Origin of the sequence: Kitasatospora griseola (assembly GCF_044999035.1) — a bacterium.
GTDB classification, from domain to species: domain Bacteria; phylum Actinomycetota; class Actinomycetes; order Streptomycetales; family Streptomycetaceae; genus Kitasatospora; species Kitasatospora griseola.
Window position 1 is genome coordinate 4,606,940 of sequence record NZ_CP173360.1, and the last position, 16,658, is coordinate 4,623,597.

Consider the following 16,658-nt stretch of genomic DNA (forward strand, 5'->3'; position numbering starts at 1 on the left):
GGCGGGCCCGTTAAGGTCGGGGCCGTGCACTCGCTACGCTGACGGTATGACGAGCGAGGAGCCGCCCCCCACCGCACGCGCCGCCGCGAGCGGCCTCCCCGAGGTCGCCCCCGCCGGGACACCCGGCGAACGGGCCCGCGCGCTGCTCCGGCTGCGGCCCTACCGGAAACTCTGGACCACCCAGCTGCTCGGCGGCACCGCCGACCGGCTGTCGGTCCTGGTGCTCGTCCCGCTCACCGTGGTCGCCACCGTGCTCGGCGGGCAGTTCGGCCACGGCTACCGGTCGATCGCGCTGGCCGTCGCCGCCCTGTTCGCGGCCCGACTGCTCGCCTCCGCGCTGTTCGGGGCCGCCCTGCTCGGTCCGGTGCACGCCCTGGTCGGCGGCCGGATCGACCGGCGCTGGAGCCTGCTCGGCGCGGACTTGGCCCGCGCCCTGCTGATCGGCCTCGCCCCCTGGTGGGTGGTCTGGTCGCCCGGCTCAGCCACCTGGCTGCTGCTCGGCTCGGTGTTCCTGGCCGGCGCCGCCGAACGGATCTGGACCATCGGCAAGTCCGCCGCCGTCCCCGCGCTGCTGGCCGTCCCCGAGCAGACCGGCCCGCCGGCCGCCGCCTCGCTGGACGCCGTCCGCACCCTCGACCTGCGCACCGGTTGGGCCGCGCTGCCGCTGGCCGCCACCGGGCTGATCGGCTTCACGCTGGTCAACAACGTGCTCGCCGCGGTCGGCCTGCACTGGCTGCGCGGCCACCAGCTCACCGTCGCCGCGCTCGGCGCCGCCGCGCTGTTCGTCGTCAACGCCGGGCTGCTGTACTTCCAGGAGCTGCCGGCGGGCGCCAGCACCGCGCCGCGCTCCCCGCTGCAGGGCCTGCGCGCCCCCACCGACGCGACGCCCGGACCGTCCCTCAAGAAGGGCCGCACCGGCTCCGCCCCGTACTTCACCTTCTCGATCGCCGCCGCCTACGCCGCGATGGCCGGCGTCGCCGCGCTCGGACTGCTCACCGCCACCGAGCACCTGGCCGGCCCGATCGGCTACGGCCTGCTGGTGCTCGCCGCCGCCGGCGCGCCCGCCGTCGGCATCCGGCTCAGCCGCGCCACCCTGCCCGGCCTGTCCCGCCGCCGGCTGCTCGCCCTCGGCCTGGTCACCGCCGGCGTGGCGCTGATCCTCGCCGGACTGGTCCTCGACTTCGTCCTGGTGCTGCTGTTCACCGTGCTGGCCGGCCTCGCCGCCGGCGTGGTCATCGCCACCGGGCGCGGACTGCTCGCCCAGGAGATCGAGGAGATCCGCCTCGGCAAGGTCACCGAGCACCTGTACGCGGTGCTGCGGGTGGTCGTCGCCGTCGCCCTGGTCGGCATGCCGCTGCTGGCCGCCGGCTACGGCGAGGTCTCGCTCGGACACGTCGGCACCGGCAGCTTCACCTTCATCCACGGCGGCGCCGCGCTCGCCGTCTCCACCGCCGGCCTGCTCACCCTGGTGCTCGCCGCCGTCGTCCTGCTGAAGACCGACGACCAGCGCGGCATCGTCCCGTTCGGCCGCGAGCTCGTGCAGGCCGTCCGCGGCGGCGCCGGGGCCGCGCCGCACCGGGTGGCCGGCAAGGGCTACTTCATCGCCCTGGAGGGCGGCGACGGCGCCGGCAAGTCCACCCAGGCGCAGGCCCTCGCCGAATGGATCCGCGCCAAGGGCCACGAGGTCGTCGTCACCCGCGAACCCGGTGGCTCCCCGATCGGGCAGCGCCTGCGCGCCCTCGTCCTGGACGTCGGCAACACCGGCCTGTCGCACCGCGCCGAGGCGCTGATCTACGCGGCCGACCGGGCCGAGCACGTCGAGAACGTGATCCGGCCGGCGCTGGAGCGCGGCGCCGTGGTCATCACCGACCGCTACATGGACTCCTCCATCGCCTACCAGGGCGCCGGCCGCGACCTGGCGGCCACCGAGGTCGCCCGGATCTCCCGCTGGGCCACCGGCGGACTGGTGCCCGACCTGACCGTCGTCCTCGACGTCGACCCCACCGCCGCGCGGGATCGTTTCACCGAGGCGCTCGACCGGCTGGAGTCCGAGCCCACCGAGTTCCACCAGCGGGTCCGCTCCGGGTTCCTCGCGCTGGCCGCCGCCGACCCGGCCCGCTACCTGGTCGTCGACGGCAGCCAGGCGCCCGCCGCCGTCACCACCGCCGTCCGGCACCGCCTCGACCGCGAGCTGCCGCTCTCCGACCAGGAGAAGGTCGCCAAGGCCGAGCAGGAGCGCAAGGCCCGCGAGGAGGCCGCCCGGCGCGCCGCCGAGGCCGAGGCCGCCCGCAAGGCCGCCGAGGAGGCCGAGCGCAAGCGGCTCGCGCTGCTGGAGGAGCTCCGCGCCGAGCAGGCCGAGAAGGACCGCCTGGCCGCCGAGGAGGCCGCCCGCGTCAAGGCCGAGCAGGAACGCAAGGCCGCCGAGGAAGCCCGCCGCGCCGCCGAGGCGGAAGCCGCCCGCAAGGCCGAGGAGGAGGCGAAGCGGCAGGCCGCCGAGCAGGCCCGCCTCGCCGCCGAGGCCGCCGCCGCCCGCAAGGCCGCCGCGGAGGAGGCCGCCCGGGTCGAGCTCCAGCGCCAGCGCGACCTGCAGCGGGAGGAGCAGCGGCGCCGCGCCGAGGAAGCGCTGCAGCGGGCCGAGGACGCCCGGAAGGCCGCCGAGGCCGAGGCGGACCGGACCGCGGTGCTCCCCAAGGTCGAGGACGCCGAGTCCGACAGCGAGACCACCCGGGAGCTGCCGAAGCCGGTGCTCGACGAGACCGCCGTGCTGCCGAAGGTCGCGGACGACGAGACCGCGGTGCTGCCCAAGGCCGAGCCGGCGCCCAAGCCCGAGCCGGCGCCCAAGCCCGCGCCCAAGCCCGAGCCGACCCCCGCGCCCAAGCCCGCTCCCGGGGCCGAGCCGGCTCCCGGGGCCAAGCCGGAGGCCGGGGCCAAGCCGGAGGCCGGGCCCGAGGCCAAGCAGGTGCCGCCCGGGCTGTTCCGCGACGAGGACGACTCCTCGCGCACCCGCGAGCTGCGCCCCCGGCCGGACTGGGCGGAGGAGACCCCGCTCGACGACCTGCCCAGCCTGACCGACAGCCTGCTCGGCTCCCGCGAGGAGTGGGCGCGCTGGGAGGCCGAGGCCCCCGAGCAGCCGGAGCAGGACGAGCAGCCGAAGCGGGGCTGGCTCCGCCGCAAGGACTGACCGGCGGCGCTGCCGCCACCGCTGTCGAACGGCCCGGGTTGTCACTGGACGGCCCGGGCCGTCCGCTGTGCGGGCCGGGCTGTCGCCGTCCGGCGTTAGGCTCGTCGGGTCGGTGACGGCGAGGAGGAGCGCGGCGTGAGTGTGTGGGACGACCTGGTCGGACAGGACCGGGTGGTCGAACAGTTGCAGGCGGCCGCGCGGGCGGCCCGGGCCTCCGTGCTGGCGGGCCGCGGGGAGGCTCCCGGGGGCAACGCCTCGCTGATGACGCACGCCTGGCTGTTCACCGGCCCGCCCGGTGCGGGGCAGGTGACGGCGGCCCGCGCCTTCGCGGCGTCGCTCCAGTGCACCAGCCCGGACCTGGACCTGGGCGGAACCCCCGGCTGCGGGTTCTGCGACGGCTGCCACACCGTGCTCTCCGGCAGCCACGCCGACGTCAAGCAGGTACGCACCGACGGCCTGTCGATCGGCGTCGGCGACATGCGCGACCTGGTGCTGCGGGCGGCGAGCTACCCGACCGGCGGCCGCTGGTCGGTGATCCTGGTGGACGCCGCGCACCGCCTCACCGAGGCGGCCGCGAACGCGCTGCTGAAGGGCGTCGAGGAGCCCTCGCCGCGGACGGTGTGGCTGCTCTGCGCGCCGTCCGTGCAGGACGTGCTGCCGACCATCCGCTCCCGGTGCCGACTGCTGGTGCTGCGCACGCCCCCCGCGGAGGCGGTCGCCGACATGCTGGTCCGGCGCGACGGGGTGGAGCCCGAGGCGGCCCGGCTGGCCGCGCTGGCCGGGCAGGGCGACATCGACCGGTCCCGGCGGCTCGCGGTGGACGAGCAGGCCCGGGCCCGCCGCGCCGAGGTGCTGCGGATCCCGCTGGAGGTCGCGGACCTGGGCGGCTGCCTGGCCGCCGCGCAGCGGCTGGTCGACACCGCGAAGGCCGACGCCGAGGCGCTGGCCGAGACCCAGGACGCCAAGGAGACCGACGACCTGCGGGCCGCGTACGGCGCGGCCGAGGGCAGCCGGGCGCCGCGCGGCATGGCGGGCGCGGTGAAGGAACTGGAGAAGCGGCAGAAGAGCCGGGCGACCCGGACCCGCCGGGAGACGCTGGGCGTGGCGCTCGGCGACCTGCTGGGCTTCTACCGGGACGTGCTGGCGGTCCAGCTGGGCGCGGGCGGGGCGCTGGCCAACGAGGACCAGCGGCCGGCCGTGCAGCGGGTGGCCGGCGAGGGCGCCGCGGAGAACACGCTGCGCCGGATCGAGGCGGTGCTGGCCTGCCGGCGGGCGCTGGACCGGAACGTGGACCCGCTGCTGGCGGTCGAGGCGATGACGGTGGCGCTGCGGGCGGGCTGACCCTCAGGGCGGGTCGACACCGCAGGCCGGCCGGGTGGCGGTCGGCGGTGCGGGCCGATGGCTTCGGGCCCGGTTGCCGTTAACTCGTTCGAGTGAACGTGGGGAGACGCCCGTACCGTGCGGCGGTCGGCGGGCGTGCGGTCTTGCACCCTGTGCACTGGCCACGCGCTCGCGTCCGGCCGGTCCTTCCCCGAGGTGGTGCGTCCCCCATGCCCCGATCGCTCCTCGTCCTGTTGCTGCTGGTGGCCGTGGTGGCGGGCAGTTGGCTGGCCCGGTCGGCGATGTCGCGCTGGCGGGACCTGCGGGCCGCGCAGACGTACGAGCTGGCGGCGGAGGCGCGGCCGGTGCTGGTCCGGGCCGGGGCGGCGGTGCTGTGCCTGATGTGCGTGAGCGCGCTGGGAGTGGCGGTGCTGGCGGGCCTGCGACCCGGCCGGGTGGCGGTGCGGCAGGCGGTGGCGGCGGTCGGCACGGAGCGGCCCGCCGCGCCCGCGCCGCCCGCGCCCGCGCCGGTGGAGGTGCTGTTCAGCAACGTGAGCCGTCCGGCGGGCGGTGAGCTGCTGCAGGGCGAGGTGCCCGGTCCGGACGGGCGGCCGCGCGCGGTGCGGGTGTGGCTGCCCGCCGAGTACCGGCAGGAGCCGGCGGCCCGGTTCCCGGTGGTCGTGGTGCACTCCGGGACGGCCGGGCGGACCGCCGACCAGGACCTGCCGGACGTGTTCGACGGCGCGGCGTCGGCCGTCGAGCTCGGCCGGGCCCGCCCGTTCGTGCTGGTCGCCCCCGAGGCCCCGAGCGGCACCGGCCACCCGTGCGACCTGGTGACCGCCGTCCCGCAGGCGGTCGCCGACGACCAGGCGCTGCGCGCGGCGGTCGGCGCGGTCTTCCGCACCCGGCCGGCCGGCCCCGACGGCTGGGCCGTGCTGGGCGTGGACGACGGCGCCCCGTGCGCGGCCGCGGCCGGACTGACCCGCCCGGACCTGTACGGGGCGGCCGCGGCCGTGTCCGGCCGGTACGACGGGCGGGCGCTGGCGGCCGCCGCGGGCGAGGCCCCGGCCGGGACGGCGGCGCGGCTGCTGCTGGCCGCGGCGAAGCGGGACACGGACGGCCTGGCCTCGGCCCGGGAGGTGCAGGCGGCGCTGCGGGACGCCGGGGCGCGGGCGGAGGTGCGGATCTCCGACCTCGTCCAGGACTACTCGGCGGACCGGGAGCAGCTGCGGCTGGTCCGGGTAGCGATGCAGTACCTGACGGAGCAGCTGCCGAAGCCCTGAACCGGGCCCGCCGACCGACGCGTTCCGCGGTGTGATGATCGGCCTCCTGAGGTGGCGGTCGGGGGCCCGGGCGCGGCGGCCGTGGTCACGGGGCGTGTCGTTCCGACGGCTAGGCTCGACCTCCCGGCGACGGCCGGGTCGGTCGGCCGGTGGGCCGGCCCGTTCCAGGGGAGAGGACCCACGTTCATGAGAGTCGCCCGGCCCCGCCGGTCCCTGTCCGCCGTCGCGGTGGCCGCCGCCGCGTCCCTGCTGCTGGCGGGCTGCACCTCGGGTCATCCGGCGCCCACGGCGAGCGGCTCGCCCGGCAGCCACGCGCCGGCCCCCGCGAACGGCGTCACCCCGCTGGAGGCGCTGCCCACCGAGCTGCCGGCCGGGCTCGCCCCCTACTACGCGCAGCAGCTGAGCTGGAAGCCGTGCACCACGGACTTCGAGTGCACCACCTTCAAGGTGCCGCTGGACTACGCCCACCCCGGCGACGGCCACGACGTGGAGCTGTCCGCGATCCGCAAGCCCGCCGCCGACCAGGGGCACCGGCTGGGCTCGCTGCTGCTCAACCCGGGCGGCCCCGGCGGCTCGGCGATCGAGTACGTGCAGAGCGTCGCGTCGCGCTACGACGGCGGGGTGCGCTCCAGCTACGACCTGGTGGGCTTCGACCCGCGCGGCGTCGGCAGGTCCGCGCCGATCACCTGCCTGAGCGGCGACCGGATGGACGCCTACGCGGCCGCCGACGTCACCCCCGACGACCAGTCCGAGATCGACGCCCTGGTGGCCGTCGACAAGGAGTTCGCGGCGGGCTGCTCGGCCCGGGCGGGCGAGCTGCTCGGCCACGTCTCCACGGTCGAGGCGGCCCGGGACATGGACGTGCTGCGGGCGCTGGTCGGCGACCGGAAGCTCAACTACGTCGGCAAGTCGTACGGCACCTTCCTCGGTGCCACCTACGCCGGGCTGTTCCCGAGCAAGGTCGGCAGGGTGGTGCTGGACGGCGCGATGGACCCCTCGCTGGACGCCGTCACCGGCAACACGACCCAGGCCGGCGGCTTCGAGACCGCGTGGACGGCGTTCGCCAAGGACTGCGTCAAGCGAGACGACTGCCCGGTCGGCCGCACCGAGCAGGAGGCCGGCGACAAGCTCGCCGCCCTGTTCAAGAAGCTCGACGCGGAGCCGATGTCCACCGGCACCGACCGCCCGCTCACCGAGGCCCAGGCGCTCACCGGAGTCGCCGAGGCGATGTACAGCGAGGCCCTGTGGCCGCACCTGCGCGCGGCCCTGGCGAGCGCTCAGAACGGCAGCGGCAGCGGGCTGCTGCAGCTCGCCGACCAGTACTACAGCCGCAACGCCGACGGCAGCTACGACAACCTGATGTACGCCAACATGGCCGTCAACTGCGTCGACCTGCCGGCCTCGTTCACCGACCCGGCGGCGGTCACCGCCGCGATCCCGGCGTTCGAGAAGGCCGCACCGCACTTCGGCCGCGACATGGCCTGGATGGCACTCGGCTGCGCGTACTGGCCGGTCAAGCCCACCGGCGCCCCGCACACCGTCCGGGCGGCCGGCGCCGACCCGATCGTCGTGGTCGGCACCACCCGCGACCCGGCCACCCCCTACGCCTGGGCCAAGTCCCTGGCCGGGCAGCTGGAGTCCGGGCGACTGCTCACCTACGAAGGCGACGGGCACACCGCGTACGGGCGGCACAACACCTGCATCGACGACGCGGTGAACCACTACCTGCTCAGTGGGGCGGCGCCCGACAACGGGAAGGTCTGCACGGACTGACCCTCACCGTGGTCCGCATGACGGGACCATCTGTCAGGAGTGTTTGTGCGTGAAGGGGCTGGCGCTAGCATGGCGCAGCCCCTTCGGCGTTCCTGCCTCCCGGACCCTTGGAGACCGTCGTGCTCGGCGTCCACGACCTGACCACCTACATCCTCGGCGCACTGGTCATCGTCCTGCTGCCCGGACCGAACTCCCTCTACGTGCTCTCGGTCGCCGCCCGCAAGGGCGTCCGCACCGGCTACCGCGCCGCCTGCGGCGTCTTCCTCGGCGACCTCACCCTGATCAGCCTCACCTCCCTCGGCGCGGCCTCCCTGCTGCGCGCCAACCCCGCGGTCTTCGCGGTGGTCAAGTTCGGCGGCGCGGCCTACCTGCTCTGGATAGGCCTCGGCATGCTGCGCGCCGCCCGGCAGATGTGGCGCGAGCGGGCGGTCGTCACCGGCGCCGACTCCGATTCCCCCGCCGAGCAGGACAGCGAGCGCCCGTTCCGCCGCGCGCTGGTCATCAGCCTGCTCAACCCCAAGGCGATCCTGTTCCTGCTCTCGTTCTTCACCCAGTTCGTGGACACCGACTACGGCGCCCCCGCCCTCTCCTTCGCCCTCCTCGGCGGCGTCCTGCAGACCTTCTCCTTCCTCTACCTCTCGCTGCTGATCTTCGCCGGCACCTCCCTCGCCAACGCCTTCCGCCGCCGCAAGCGCCTCTCCGCCGGCCTCACCTCCTCGGTCGCCGTCCTGTTCGCCGGCTTCGCCGCGAAACTCGCCGTCTCCTCCGCCTGACCCGCCCGCCCCACCACCGCGTACGGACCACCCCGGAAACTGTGTAGACTGGCCCGCGTTGCCGATGCGACCCTGGTTCCACCAGCCGGTCTGTCCTGGCAGCGGTGCCGCCTTAGCTCAGTTGGCCAGAGCAACGCACTCGTAATGCGTAGGTCATGGGTTCGAATCCCATAGGCGGCTCCAAGAAGCCCCAGGTCGTAGATTTCGACCTGGGGTTTTCGCGTTCCTGTTCCGGTGTCGAAGATCAGGATGTCCGAGCGGAATGTGAAGTTCCGGTAGAGCCCCCGGCCGGCGGGCCGCAATTCGGGGCCTCGACATGGGTGAGCGGCAGACGGATCGTGTCGAAGCGAGATGTCCGAACTGTATTGCTTTGGCCGTTCGCCTTCCCCGGTTATACCAGGGGTCCTGTCGGATTCTTGCCAGTGCGGCCATGGCGGATCTGACACGATTGAACCGTGCTGGGCGCGGGATTGCGCGGCCGGACACCTGGAGCTGCCCCTGGCGGCCGGACGCCCCCCGGCCGGCCGCCACGGGCCGGATGGCGACTGGTCGAACTGGTCCGGAGGAGGTACGTCATGGCAGCTGATGGAGGGGAATTCCGACTGGAGGAAGACACGGAGATCCTGCGGGATCAGGTTGTTTTCCACAGAATGTCCCTCGGGGAGTACTGCCGTGAGTTCTCGGAATCCGAGTTGGACGAGCGGCTCGTTCCGTGGTCGCGGGTGACCATCGCGGGGATTCTCCGCGAATTGACCAACTACGAATTCGACTGGTCCGACTGCGTCCACCGGCACGTGGGCATGGTCGTGCGGAACGAGCAGCCGCAGCACCGGAGCGGCGAAGCGGACGTGTTCGACACCTGGCAGGTGGCCTGCACCCGCTCGCGGCTCGCCGCGGACCACCTGGAATCGCTGTGCGCGCAGGGGAAGTTCACCGACGAGCGGCTCCGGATGGCGCTGCTGCCGCTCGGCGCGACGTACGCGCGGTACCTGGCCCAGCTCCAACTGCTGCGCACCGAGCGCCAGTAGCGGCGCACGGAGGCCCGCGGCCGGGTGGCGCGGTGCGGACCCTCGCGCCACTCGGCCCGGTCCGGGGCCCGGAACCCGCAGGTACCGGCCGGACCGGGCCGAGGGCGTGGGGTCACACGATGATTCCGGCGCCCACGGTGTGGTTGGTCGACTCGTCGATCAGGATGAACCCGCCGAGCGTCCGGTTCCGGCGGTACTCGTCGAAGACCAGCGGCGCGGTGAGGCGGAACCTGACCCGGCCGATCTGATTGCAGGTCAGCTCGGCCGCCGGCGTCTCGTGCAGGGTGTTGATGTCGAGCTGGTGGTCGATCGCCTCGACGCTCGCCCGGACACGGCGCGTCGTGTGCTTGAGCACGTAGCGCTGCTGCGGGACGAGTGGCGCCGTTTCGTCCATCCAGCAGACGAGGGCCTCCAGTTCGCCGGCGACGGTGGGCACGTCCTGCGGCGGGCAGAGCAGGTCGCCCCGGGAGACGTCCAGCTTGTCGGAGAGCTGGACGGTCACCGACATCGGCGGCCGGGCCTCGGTGACCGGGCCGGACGGCGAGTCGATCCGCGTGATGGTGGTGGTGGTCCGCGACGGCATGACCAGCACCTCGTCGCCGGTCCGCAGGACGCCGCCGGCGACCTGGCCGGCGTAGCTGCGGTGGTCGGTGACCGTGACGGACTGCGGGCGGATCACGTACTGCACCGGGAACCGCGTCCCGGTCCCGAGGTCGGCCGACCCGGCGGGCGTACTCTCCAGCAGCTCCAGCAGGGGCGGCCCGTCGTACCACGGCATGTTCTCCGAGCGGTTCACCACGTTGTCGCCCCGCAGCGCCGACACGGGGAGCACGGTGACCTGCTTGGTGCCGATCTGCCGGGCGTACTCCGTGAATTCGGCGCGGATCTCCTCGAAGCGGTCGCGGTCGAACCCGACCAGGTCCATCTTGTTCACGCACAGGACCAGGTGCTCGACGCCCAGCAGGGTGCAGAGGATGGCGTGCCGACGGCTCTGCTCCACCAGGCCCTTGCGGGCGTCGGCCAGGATGAGCGCGAGATCGGCCGTCGACGCCCCGGTGACCATGTTCCGGGTGTACTGGCTGTGCCCCGGGGTGTCGGCGACGATGAACTTCCGCCTGGGGGTGGAGAAGTAGCGGTAGGCGACGTCGATGGTGATGCCCTGCTCGCGTTCGGCCCGCAGACCGTCGGTGAGCAGCGACAGATCGGTGTAGTCGTCGCCGCGGGCGTGCGACACCGCCTCCACGGCGGCCAGCTGGTCGTCGAACAGCGACTTGGTGTCGTAGAGCAGACGGCCGATGAGCGTGGACTTGCCGTCGTCGACGGAGCCGGCCGTGGCGAACCGCAACATGCTCATCAGAAGTACCCCTCACGCTTGCGATCTTCCATGGCGGACTCGCTGACCTTGTCGTCGCCGCGGGTGGCACCGCGCTCGGTCAGCCTGGTGCTTTGCAGCTCCTCGATGACGTCTTCGGGCGTGGTCGCGTCGGAGACGACGGCGGCCGTGCAGGAGGCGTCGCCGATCGTGCGGTACCGCACCCGCGCCGTGAACGGCTCCTCGCCGGGCCGCACTGGGAGGTGCTTGTGCACGCCGTAGAGCATGCCGTCGCGGCTCACCACCGTGCGGTCGTGGGCGTAGTACAGCGCCGGCAGCTCGATCTCCTCCCGGGCGATGTAGTTCCAGATGTCGATCTCGGTCCAGTTCGACAGCGGGAACACCCGGATGGACTCGCCGGGGCGCACCGACGGGTTGTACAGCGACCAGAGCTCGGGACGCTGCCGCTTCGGGTCCCACTGGCCGAACTCGTCGCGGAAACTGACGACCCGTTCCTTGGCCCGGGCCTTCTCCTCGTCGCGGCGGGCGCCGCCGAAGAGCGCGTTGAGGCGGTGCCGTTCCGCGGTCTGGAGCAGCACGGGCGTCTGGATCGCGTTGCGCATGCCCGACCGGGGTTCGACGACGAGCCCCGAGTCGATCCCCTCCTGCACGCTTCCGACGATCAGCTGCGCGTCGAGTTCGGCGACCAGCTTGTCCCGGAGGTCCAGCACCTCGTCGAAGTTGTGGCCGGTGTCCACGTGCACCAGCGGGAACGGTATCCTGGCGGGGGCGAAGGCCTTCTGGGCCAGGCGGAGCATCACGATCGAGTCCTTGCCGCCGGAGAACAGCAGGCCCGGGCGCTCGGCCTCCGCGACGACCTCGCGGAGGATGAAGATCGCCTCGGCCTCCAGGGCGGCCAGGTGCTCGGTGTCCGATGCCGCGCGCGGGTCCGCGGCCGTCCGGTCAGCTGAGGAGCGGGGCATCGAGGTCCTCCTTCGCGAGGGACATGGAAGCGGGTCCGTCGGGCGTCGCCGCGGGCGGCTGCTGTTTCGGCACGACCCGGCGCAGGATCGGCCCGGTCATCGCCGTGGTGACCAGCGCCATGCAGACGAACATGGCGAACAACGCGGGTGTGAGCACGCCGAGTTCGACGCCGAGGTTGAGCACGATGAGTTCGGTGAGCCCGCGGCAGTTCATCATCGCGCCGATCGCCAGGGACTCCCGTCGGCTGTAGCCGCCCACCGAGAGCGCCGCCACCGTGCCGCTGCCGAACTTCGCCACGACCGCCACCACGAGGACCGCGAGGCAGGTCAGCCACGCGGTCGTGCCGCTGAGCGTGTTCAGCTGGGTGCGGAGGCCGACGATGGCGAAGAACAGCGGCAGCATCACCCAGACCGTGACGCCCTGGATCTTGCCGGCCATCTCGCGGAACAGCGGCGACTGGCGGGGCATCACCACGCCGGCCATGAACGCGCCGAAGATGGTGTGGACGCCCATCCGGTCGGTGGCGAGCGCGCTCACCAGGACCAGGCAGATCAGCCCGGCGGACACCCCGTCGCGCACGGACGGGCGGCGGTCCGCCCACCGCAGGGTGCGTGCCAGCAGCGGCCGGACGACCAGCATCATGATCACCACGAAGGCCGCCATGTAGGCGACCGCCAGGACCGCGGACGTCACCGAGGTGCCGCGCACGATGGCGATGACCACCACCAGCAGGCTCCAGCCGGTGGCGTCGCCGATCCCGGCCGCCGCCATGCCCGTCACGCCCAGCGGGCTGTGCAGCATGCGCCGTTCGGCCAGGATCCTGGCCAGCACCGGGAACGCGGTGATGGCGAAGGAGAGCCCGATGAACAGCAGGTAGGCCGTCATGCCGGCGCCGTTGGACGGGTAGCGGTGGTGGAGCCACAGCGCCATCGAGATGCCGATGAGGAACGGGATCGCGGTCGACGCGTGCCCGATGACGAGACCGGTGCGGGTGCTCCGGCGGAGCAGTCCGGACGGCAGTTCGGCGCCGACCAGGAACATGAAGAAGACCACGCCGAGTTGGGCCAGCAGGTCCAGCTGCGGCAGGACCGAAGCGGGGAACAGCGCGTGCTGCACCTGCGGTGCGAGGGCGCCCAGCACGGACGGACCCAGCACGAAACCGGCCACCAGCTCGCCCACGACGGCCGGTTGGCCGCACCGCCGGGCCACTGCGCCGCCGAGGGCGGCGACGGCGATCACCACGGAGGCGGCGATGAGCAGGCGGAACAACGGCCCGCCGGCGCCGGCCGGATGGGCCGCGGCCTGGGCGGTGGACCCGCCCGCGCGGTGGGTCAGCAGAAGAGCCACCGCGGCGGCCACCGGCACCAGTACAGTGATCGAATAGACGCTTATCCAGCGCCTCATAGCCAGTTCTCCGTTCGGATGGGCAGAGGCCGGGATCGGTAACGGATGTCAGCCTCCGGCGACGGGCCCCCACGGGCCTGCGCCACGGGGGACACAGCGTGGGGGAGGTTCGGGCGATGAGCAGGTTTGCGGTGGTCTCCGGCGGTGGCACCGGGATCGGCAAGGCGGTGGCCGCGGCACTCGTGGCCGAGGGGGCGGAGGTGCTGCTGCTGGGTCGGCGCGCCGAGGTCCTGGACGCCGCGGTGGCGGAACTGAACGAAGCCGCGGGTGGGAAGCAGGTCCGGTCGCTGACGGCCGACCTGGCCGAGCCCGCGGACGTGGCCCGGATCGCCGACGGCCTCGCCGCGGCCGGCCGGCCCGTCGACGTGCTGGTCAACAACGCCGGCGGCAACCTCGCGCCGCAGCCGTCGGAGGACCTCGGGCAGATCCGCCGGGACTGGCTGGCCAACTTCACCGGCAACGTGCTGCCCGTCGTGCTGCTGACGCAGGCCCTGCTGCCGGTGATGGCCCGCCCGGGCGGCCGGATCGTCACCGTCGGTTCGGTCGCGGCGCTGCGCGGCTCCGGCTCGTACGGCGGCGCGAAGGCCGCGCTGCACCCGTGGTCCTCCGAGCTCGCGCTGAAGGTCGCGCCGGAGGGGATCACCGTGAACGTGGTCGCGCCCGGATACATCGGGGGCACCGAGTTCTACGGCGACCGGATGTCCGACGAGTTCCACGCCGACCGGTCCCGCCAGGCCCCGGTGGGCCGCGGCGGAACCGTCGAGGAGGTCGCCGCGGCCGTGCTCTACCTGGCGGGTCCCGGCGGCGGGTTCACCACCGGCCAGGTGCTCCAGGTCAACGGCGGCGCCGTCACGGGCCGCGGCTGACCTGTCCCGCACGGCCGGAGGGGTCACCGGGCGTCCAGTGACCCGAGCGACTTGTGGGCCTCGGCGACCACCCGGGCGGCGAGCGCGGCGGAGGAGCCGAGGTAGCCGTCCGGGTTGAAGATCTCGGCCAGCTCCGCGGCGCTGAACAGGCCGCTGATCCGGGGGTGCTCCGCGAGGAGGGTCCGCACCGGCCGGCCCTCCTGCTGGGCCTGCTGGGTCAGGTCGTAGACGGCCTCGTGCGCCCGCTGCTTGCCGATCTGCCGACCCAGGGCCAGCATCAGCCGCTCGGACATGATCTTGTCCGCGACGGCCTCGGCGTTCGCCCGCATCCGGTCGGTGTGGACGATCAGCCCGGTGACGCTCTCCAGCATCATCGTGCAGGCGGCCAGGCAGTAGTGGGCAATGTCGGGCACCACTGCCCACTCGATGCGCAGCGCCCGGGAGTCGCGCTCGTGGTCGCCGATCAGGGCGGCGAGCGCGGCGGCGGCCTGCCCGCTCGCCAGCCGGGCCATGACGACGATCTGCTCGGCGCGCTCGGGGTTGCGCTTGTGCGGCATGGTGCTGCTGCCGACCTTGCCCGGCCGCCAGGCCTCCGAGACCTCGCCGAACTCGGGCCGGGACAGGGTCCGGATCTCGTCGGCGATGCGGCCGAGGGTGCCGGTGACCATGGCCAGCACCGTGACGAACTCGACCGGGCGGTCCCGGGCGGCGTGCCACACGGTGGTCGGCACCTTCAGGCCGAGCCGGTCGGCGAACCGGTCCAGCAGGGCCGGCCCGAGCTCGCCGAAGCCCGCCATGCTGCCCGCGCCGCCGAACAGCTGGGCCGCCACGGCCCGCTCGCGGAGCTCGGTCAGCCGGTCGCGGTGGCGCAGCAGTTCGTCGGTCCAGCCGGAGACCTTCAGGCCGAAGCCGATCGGCAGGGCCGGCTGGGCGTGGGTCCGGCCCAGCATCACGGTCTCGGCGTGCTCGCCGGCCAGACCGGACAGGCAGTCGATGAGCCGGGCGACCTGGGGTTCGAGGACGTCCAGCACGTCGCGGATCTCCAGGCTCTGCGCGGTGTCCTGGATGTCCTGGGTGGTGGCGCCGTAGTGGATGTACTGGCCGGCCTCCGGGCCGCAGACGGTCTCGAAGACGCGCAGCAGGCCGACGAGGGAGTGACCGGAGTCCTCGATCGACTCCTGGACGGCGTCCAGGTCGAGGAGCTCCAGCTTGGCGGACGCGGCGATCTTCTCGGCCATGTCCTGCGGGATCAGGCCGAGTTCGCCCTGGGCCAGGGCCAGCGCGGCCTCGATGTCCAGCCAGCGCTGGTTGCGGCAGACGTCGCAGAAGATGCGGCGGCTGTCGGGCGTGGCGTAGCGGTTGCCGTAGAAGCGGGAGTCGGTGATGTGGCCGCGGTCGTGGCGACAGGACTCGGTGGTGACGGCGTCGTGGGTGTGGGTGTTCATCGTTGGGCTCCGTAGGGTGTGGCGGCCAGGAGGGCGGGTACGGCGTGCCGGGTCGTTCACCCGACGGCTCCCCGGGAGCAGAGGTCCGGCTCCCGGGGCGGGGGATGTTCAGGCGCGGATGTCGCTGAGCGTGAGGTACGGGCAGTGGCCGTAGGCGGGCGCGTCCGGGTCGACCTTGGTGCGGGCGGCCAGCTCCATGGCGGCGTCACGCGGGGTCAGGCCCCGGAGCCGGGCGGACTGGAACAGCTCGTCGACGAGCTGGCGGGTCAGGTGGGCGGACCGGCTGAGCACCTGCTCCGCGGTCGGGGCCTGCTTCGGGCCGAACAGGACCTCCATCGAGGCGGACCCGCCGATCCCGCCGATGAAGTCGGGGACGACCAGCACACCGTGCAGGTGCAGCGCCCGCTCCACCGCGTCGCTCAGGCCGAGGTTGGCGCCCACGGCGACCGCCGCGCAGCGCAGCCGGGCGGCGCGGTCCGCATCGAACGCGTCGGCCCCGGCCGCCAGGACCAGCACGTCCGCCTCCACGTCGAACAGCGACTCGCGCGAGGGCAGCGCGAGGGCCGGGTCGAGCCCGGGCACCGGGGAGCCCGGCGCGCTCGCGAGCAGGCGGGACAGGTCGAGGCCGCCGGGGGACGCGATCGCGCCGTGCTCGTCCGCGACGGCCACCAGCCGCACCCCCTCGTCGAGGAAGGCGTGCGCGGCGGCGCGGCCGAGCGTGCCGAAGCCCTGCAGGGCCACGGTGAGCGGGCCGGTGCGGTGGGCGGCCCGGGCGGCGCCGATCGCCGCGTGGCCGAGGATGTGGCCGGCCCGGCGCTGACTGAGCGTCAGGAAGCCGACCCGGTCCTTGAGTCGGGACATCCGGACCAGGAACTCGTCGTCGCTCAGGCCCTGGGCGTTCTTGACGGCGTACTTGACGGACGGGAGGCCGTGCCCGGCCGCCAGGCGCTGGAGCTGGTTCCAGTCGGTGCCCATGTCGGAGCCCATGCTGAAGCGGGTGCGCAGCTCCTCGGCGAGGAAGCCGAGGAACCCGCTCAGCACCTGCTCGGCGTCGGCCGCGCGCGGGTCGTGGTCGAGTCCGCACTTGGCGCCCTGGACGTTCAGGCCGAGCACCTGCTGCTTGAGCGTCATCCGGGCGGCCAGCGCGCCGAGTTCGGCCCCGCTGAGGCCGGGCCTCATCCGGCAGCCGCCGGCCGCCAGCCGCGCGGTGCCGCCGTCGTAGGCCAGCCAGCCGCGTGCGCCGGTCAGGGGGTCCTGGTAGCTGAGCGTCTCTGTCATGATCTTCCTCT

Annotated in this window: 12 protein-coding genes and 1 tRNA gene; 8 read left to right on the plus strand and 5 right to left on the minus strand. The window is 73.8% G+C overall.

The window, feature by feature from the left end; translation table 11 throughout:
• The first annotated feature begins 46 nt into the window (after positions 1 to 46).
• From tmk to ACI1MP_RS20940, 7 genes are all read left to right on the plus strand, one after another.
• The gene (gene tmk, locus ACI1MP_RS20910; protein ID WP_404869232.1) at positions 47 to 3,181 is read left to right on the plus strand and encodes a dTMP kinase; all 3,135 of its coding nucleotides are present in this window, start codon (positions 47 to 49) and stop codon (positions 3,179 to 3,181) included.
• A gap of 135 nt (positions 3,182 to 3,316) precedes the next feature.
• Entirely contained in the window at positions 3,317 to 4,522 is a 1,206-nt protein-coding gene (locus ACI1MP_RS20915) for a DNA polymerase III subunit delta' (RefSeq protein ID WP_380335713.1), read from the plus strand.
• Between the two features lie 209 nt (positions 4,523 to 4,731).
• Complete coding sequence (locus tag ACI1MP_RS20920) at positions 4,732 to 5,784, plus strand: hypothetical protein (RefSeq protein ID WP_380335715.1); 1,053 nt, start codon at positions 4,732 to 4,734, stop codon at positions 5,782 to 5,784.
• 186 nt (positions 5,785 to 5,970) lie between these two features.
• A complete protein-coding gene (locus ACI1MP_RS20925; RefSeq protein ID WP_404869233.1) occupies positions 5,971 to 7,557 on the plus strand; it encodes an alpha/beta hydrolase in 1,587 nt (528 codons plus the stop codon).
• 119 nt (positions 7,558 to 7,676) lie between these two features.
• Positions 7,677 to 8,330 carry a leucine efflux protein LeuE gene (gene leuE / locus ACI1MP_RS20930; RefSeq protein WP_404870813.1) on the plus strand — a complete coding sequence of 218 codons (654 nt, stop codon included), beginning with the start codon at positions 7,677 to 7,679 and terminating at the stop codon, positions 8,328 to 8,330.
• A 106-nt stretch (positions 8,331 to 8,436) separates the two neighbouring features.
• Positions 8,437 to 8,513 (plus strand) — tRNA-Thr (locus tag ACI1MP_RS20935).
• A gap of 566 nt (positions 8,514 to 9,079) precedes the next feature.
• Positions 9,080 to 9,358, plus strand: a complete 279-nt coding sequence (locus ACI1MP_RS20940) for a hypothetical protein (protein WP_157815696.1) — start codon at positions 9,080 to 9,082, stop codon at positions 9,356 to 9,358.
• Between the two features lie 112 nt (positions 9,359 to 9,470).
• On the opposite strand, the gene ACI1MP_RS20945 is transcribed toward ACI1MP_RS20940, so the two are convergent.
• Genes ACI1MP_RS20945 through ACI1MP_RS20955 form a run of 3 tightly spaced genes read right to left on the minus strand, consistent with a single transcriptional unit; the run spans position 9,471 to position 13,058 of the window.
• Positions 9,471 to 10,712 (minus strand): sulfate adenylyltransferase subunit 1, encoded by a 1,242-nt coding sequence (locus tag ACI1MP_RS20945; protein WP_404869234.1) that lies wholly within the window; start codon positions 10,710 to 10,712, stop codon positions 9,471 to 9,473.
• Complete coding sequence (cysD, locus tag ACI1MP_RS20950) at positions 10,712 to 11,653, minus strand: sulfate adenylyltransferase subunit CysD (protein WP_404869235.1); 942 nt, start codon at positions 11,651 to 11,653, stop codon at positions 10,712 to 10,714. The genes ACI1MP_RS20945 and cysD overlap by 1 nt, the downstream gene beginning before the upstream one ends.
• Positions 11,634 to 13,058 carry a cation:proton antiporter gene (locus tag ACI1MP_RS20955; RefSeq protein ID WP_100588201.1) on the minus strand — a complete coding sequence of 475 codons (1,425 nt, stop codon included), beginning with the start codon at positions 13,056 to 13,058 and terminating at the stop codon, positions 11,634 to 11,636. Before ACI1MP_RS20955 ends, cysD begins: the two co-directional genes overlap by 20 nt.
• A 116-nt stretch (positions 13,059 to 13,174) precedes the next feature.
• Between ACI1MP_RS20955 and ACI1MP_RS20960 the strand changes: the two genes are divergently transcribed.
• Positions 13,175 to 13,924, plus strand: coding sequence for an SDR family NAD(P)-dependent oxidoreductase (locus tag ACI1MP_RS20960; RefSeq protein WP_100588202.1), 750 nt, complete (start codon positions 13,175 to 13,177; stop codon positions 13,922 to 13,924).
• Between the two features lie 23 nt (positions 13,925 to 13,947).
• Here ACI1MP_RS20960 and ACI1MP_RS20965 read toward each other — a convergent pair whose 3' ends face one another.
• Both ACI1MP_RS20965 and ACI1MP_RS20970 read right to left on the minus strand, forming a co-directional pair.
• Positions 13,948 to 15,369 (minus strand): adenylosuccinate lyase family protein, encoded by a 1,422-nt coding sequence (locus ACI1MP_RS20965; protein WP_380335730.1) that lies wholly within the window; start codon positions 15,367 to 15,369, stop codon positions 13,948 to 13,950.
• Between the two features lie 108 nt (positions 15,370 to 15,477).
• A complete protein-coding gene (locus tag ACI1MP_RS20970; RefSeq protein ID WP_189276607.1) occupies positions 15,478 to 16,647 on the minus strand; it encodes a Glu/Leu/Phe/Val dehydrogenase dimerization domain-containing protein in 1,170 nt (389 codons plus the stop codon).
• Between the last annotated feature and the right edge of the window lie 11 nt (positions 16,648 to 16,658).

Coding starts and splice junctions, on each gene's coding strand:
- tmk (WP_404869232.1), top strand. CDS start 47: ATGACGAGCGAGGAGCCGCCCCCCACCGCACGCGCCGCCGCGAGCGGC.
- ACI1MP_RS20920 (WP_380335715.1), top strand. CDS start 4,732: ATGCCCCGATCGCTCCTCGTCCTGTTGCTGCTGGTGGCCGTGGTGGCG.
- ACI1MP_RS20925 (WP_404869233.1), top strand. CDS start 5,971: ATGAGAGTCGCCCGGCCCCGCCGGTCCCTGTCCGCCGTCGCGGTGGCC.
- ACI1MP_RS20945 (WP_404869234.1), bottom strand. CDS start 10,712: ATGAGCATGTTGCGGTTCGCCACGGCCGGCTCCGTCGACGACGGCAAG.
- cysD (WP_404869235.1), bottom strand. CDS start 11,653: ATGCCCCGCTCCTCAGCTGACCGGACGGCCGCGGACCCGCGCGCGGCA.
- ACI1MP_RS20955 (WP_100588201.1), bottom strand. CDS start 13,058: ATGAGGCGCTGGATAAGCGTCTATTCGATCACTGTACTGGTGCCGGTG.
- ACI1MP_RS20960 (WP_100588202.1), top strand. CDS start 13,175: ATGAGCAGGTTTGCGGTGGTCTCCGGCGGTGGCACCGGGATCGGCAAG.
- ACI1MP_RS20965 (WP_380335730.1), bottom strand. CDS start 15,369: ATGAACACCCACACCCACGACGCCGTCACCACCGAGTCCTGTCGCCAC.
- ACI1MP_RS20970 (WP_189276607.1), bottom strand. CDS start 16,647: ATGACAGAGACGCTCAGCTACCAGGACCCCCTGACCGGCGCACGCGGC.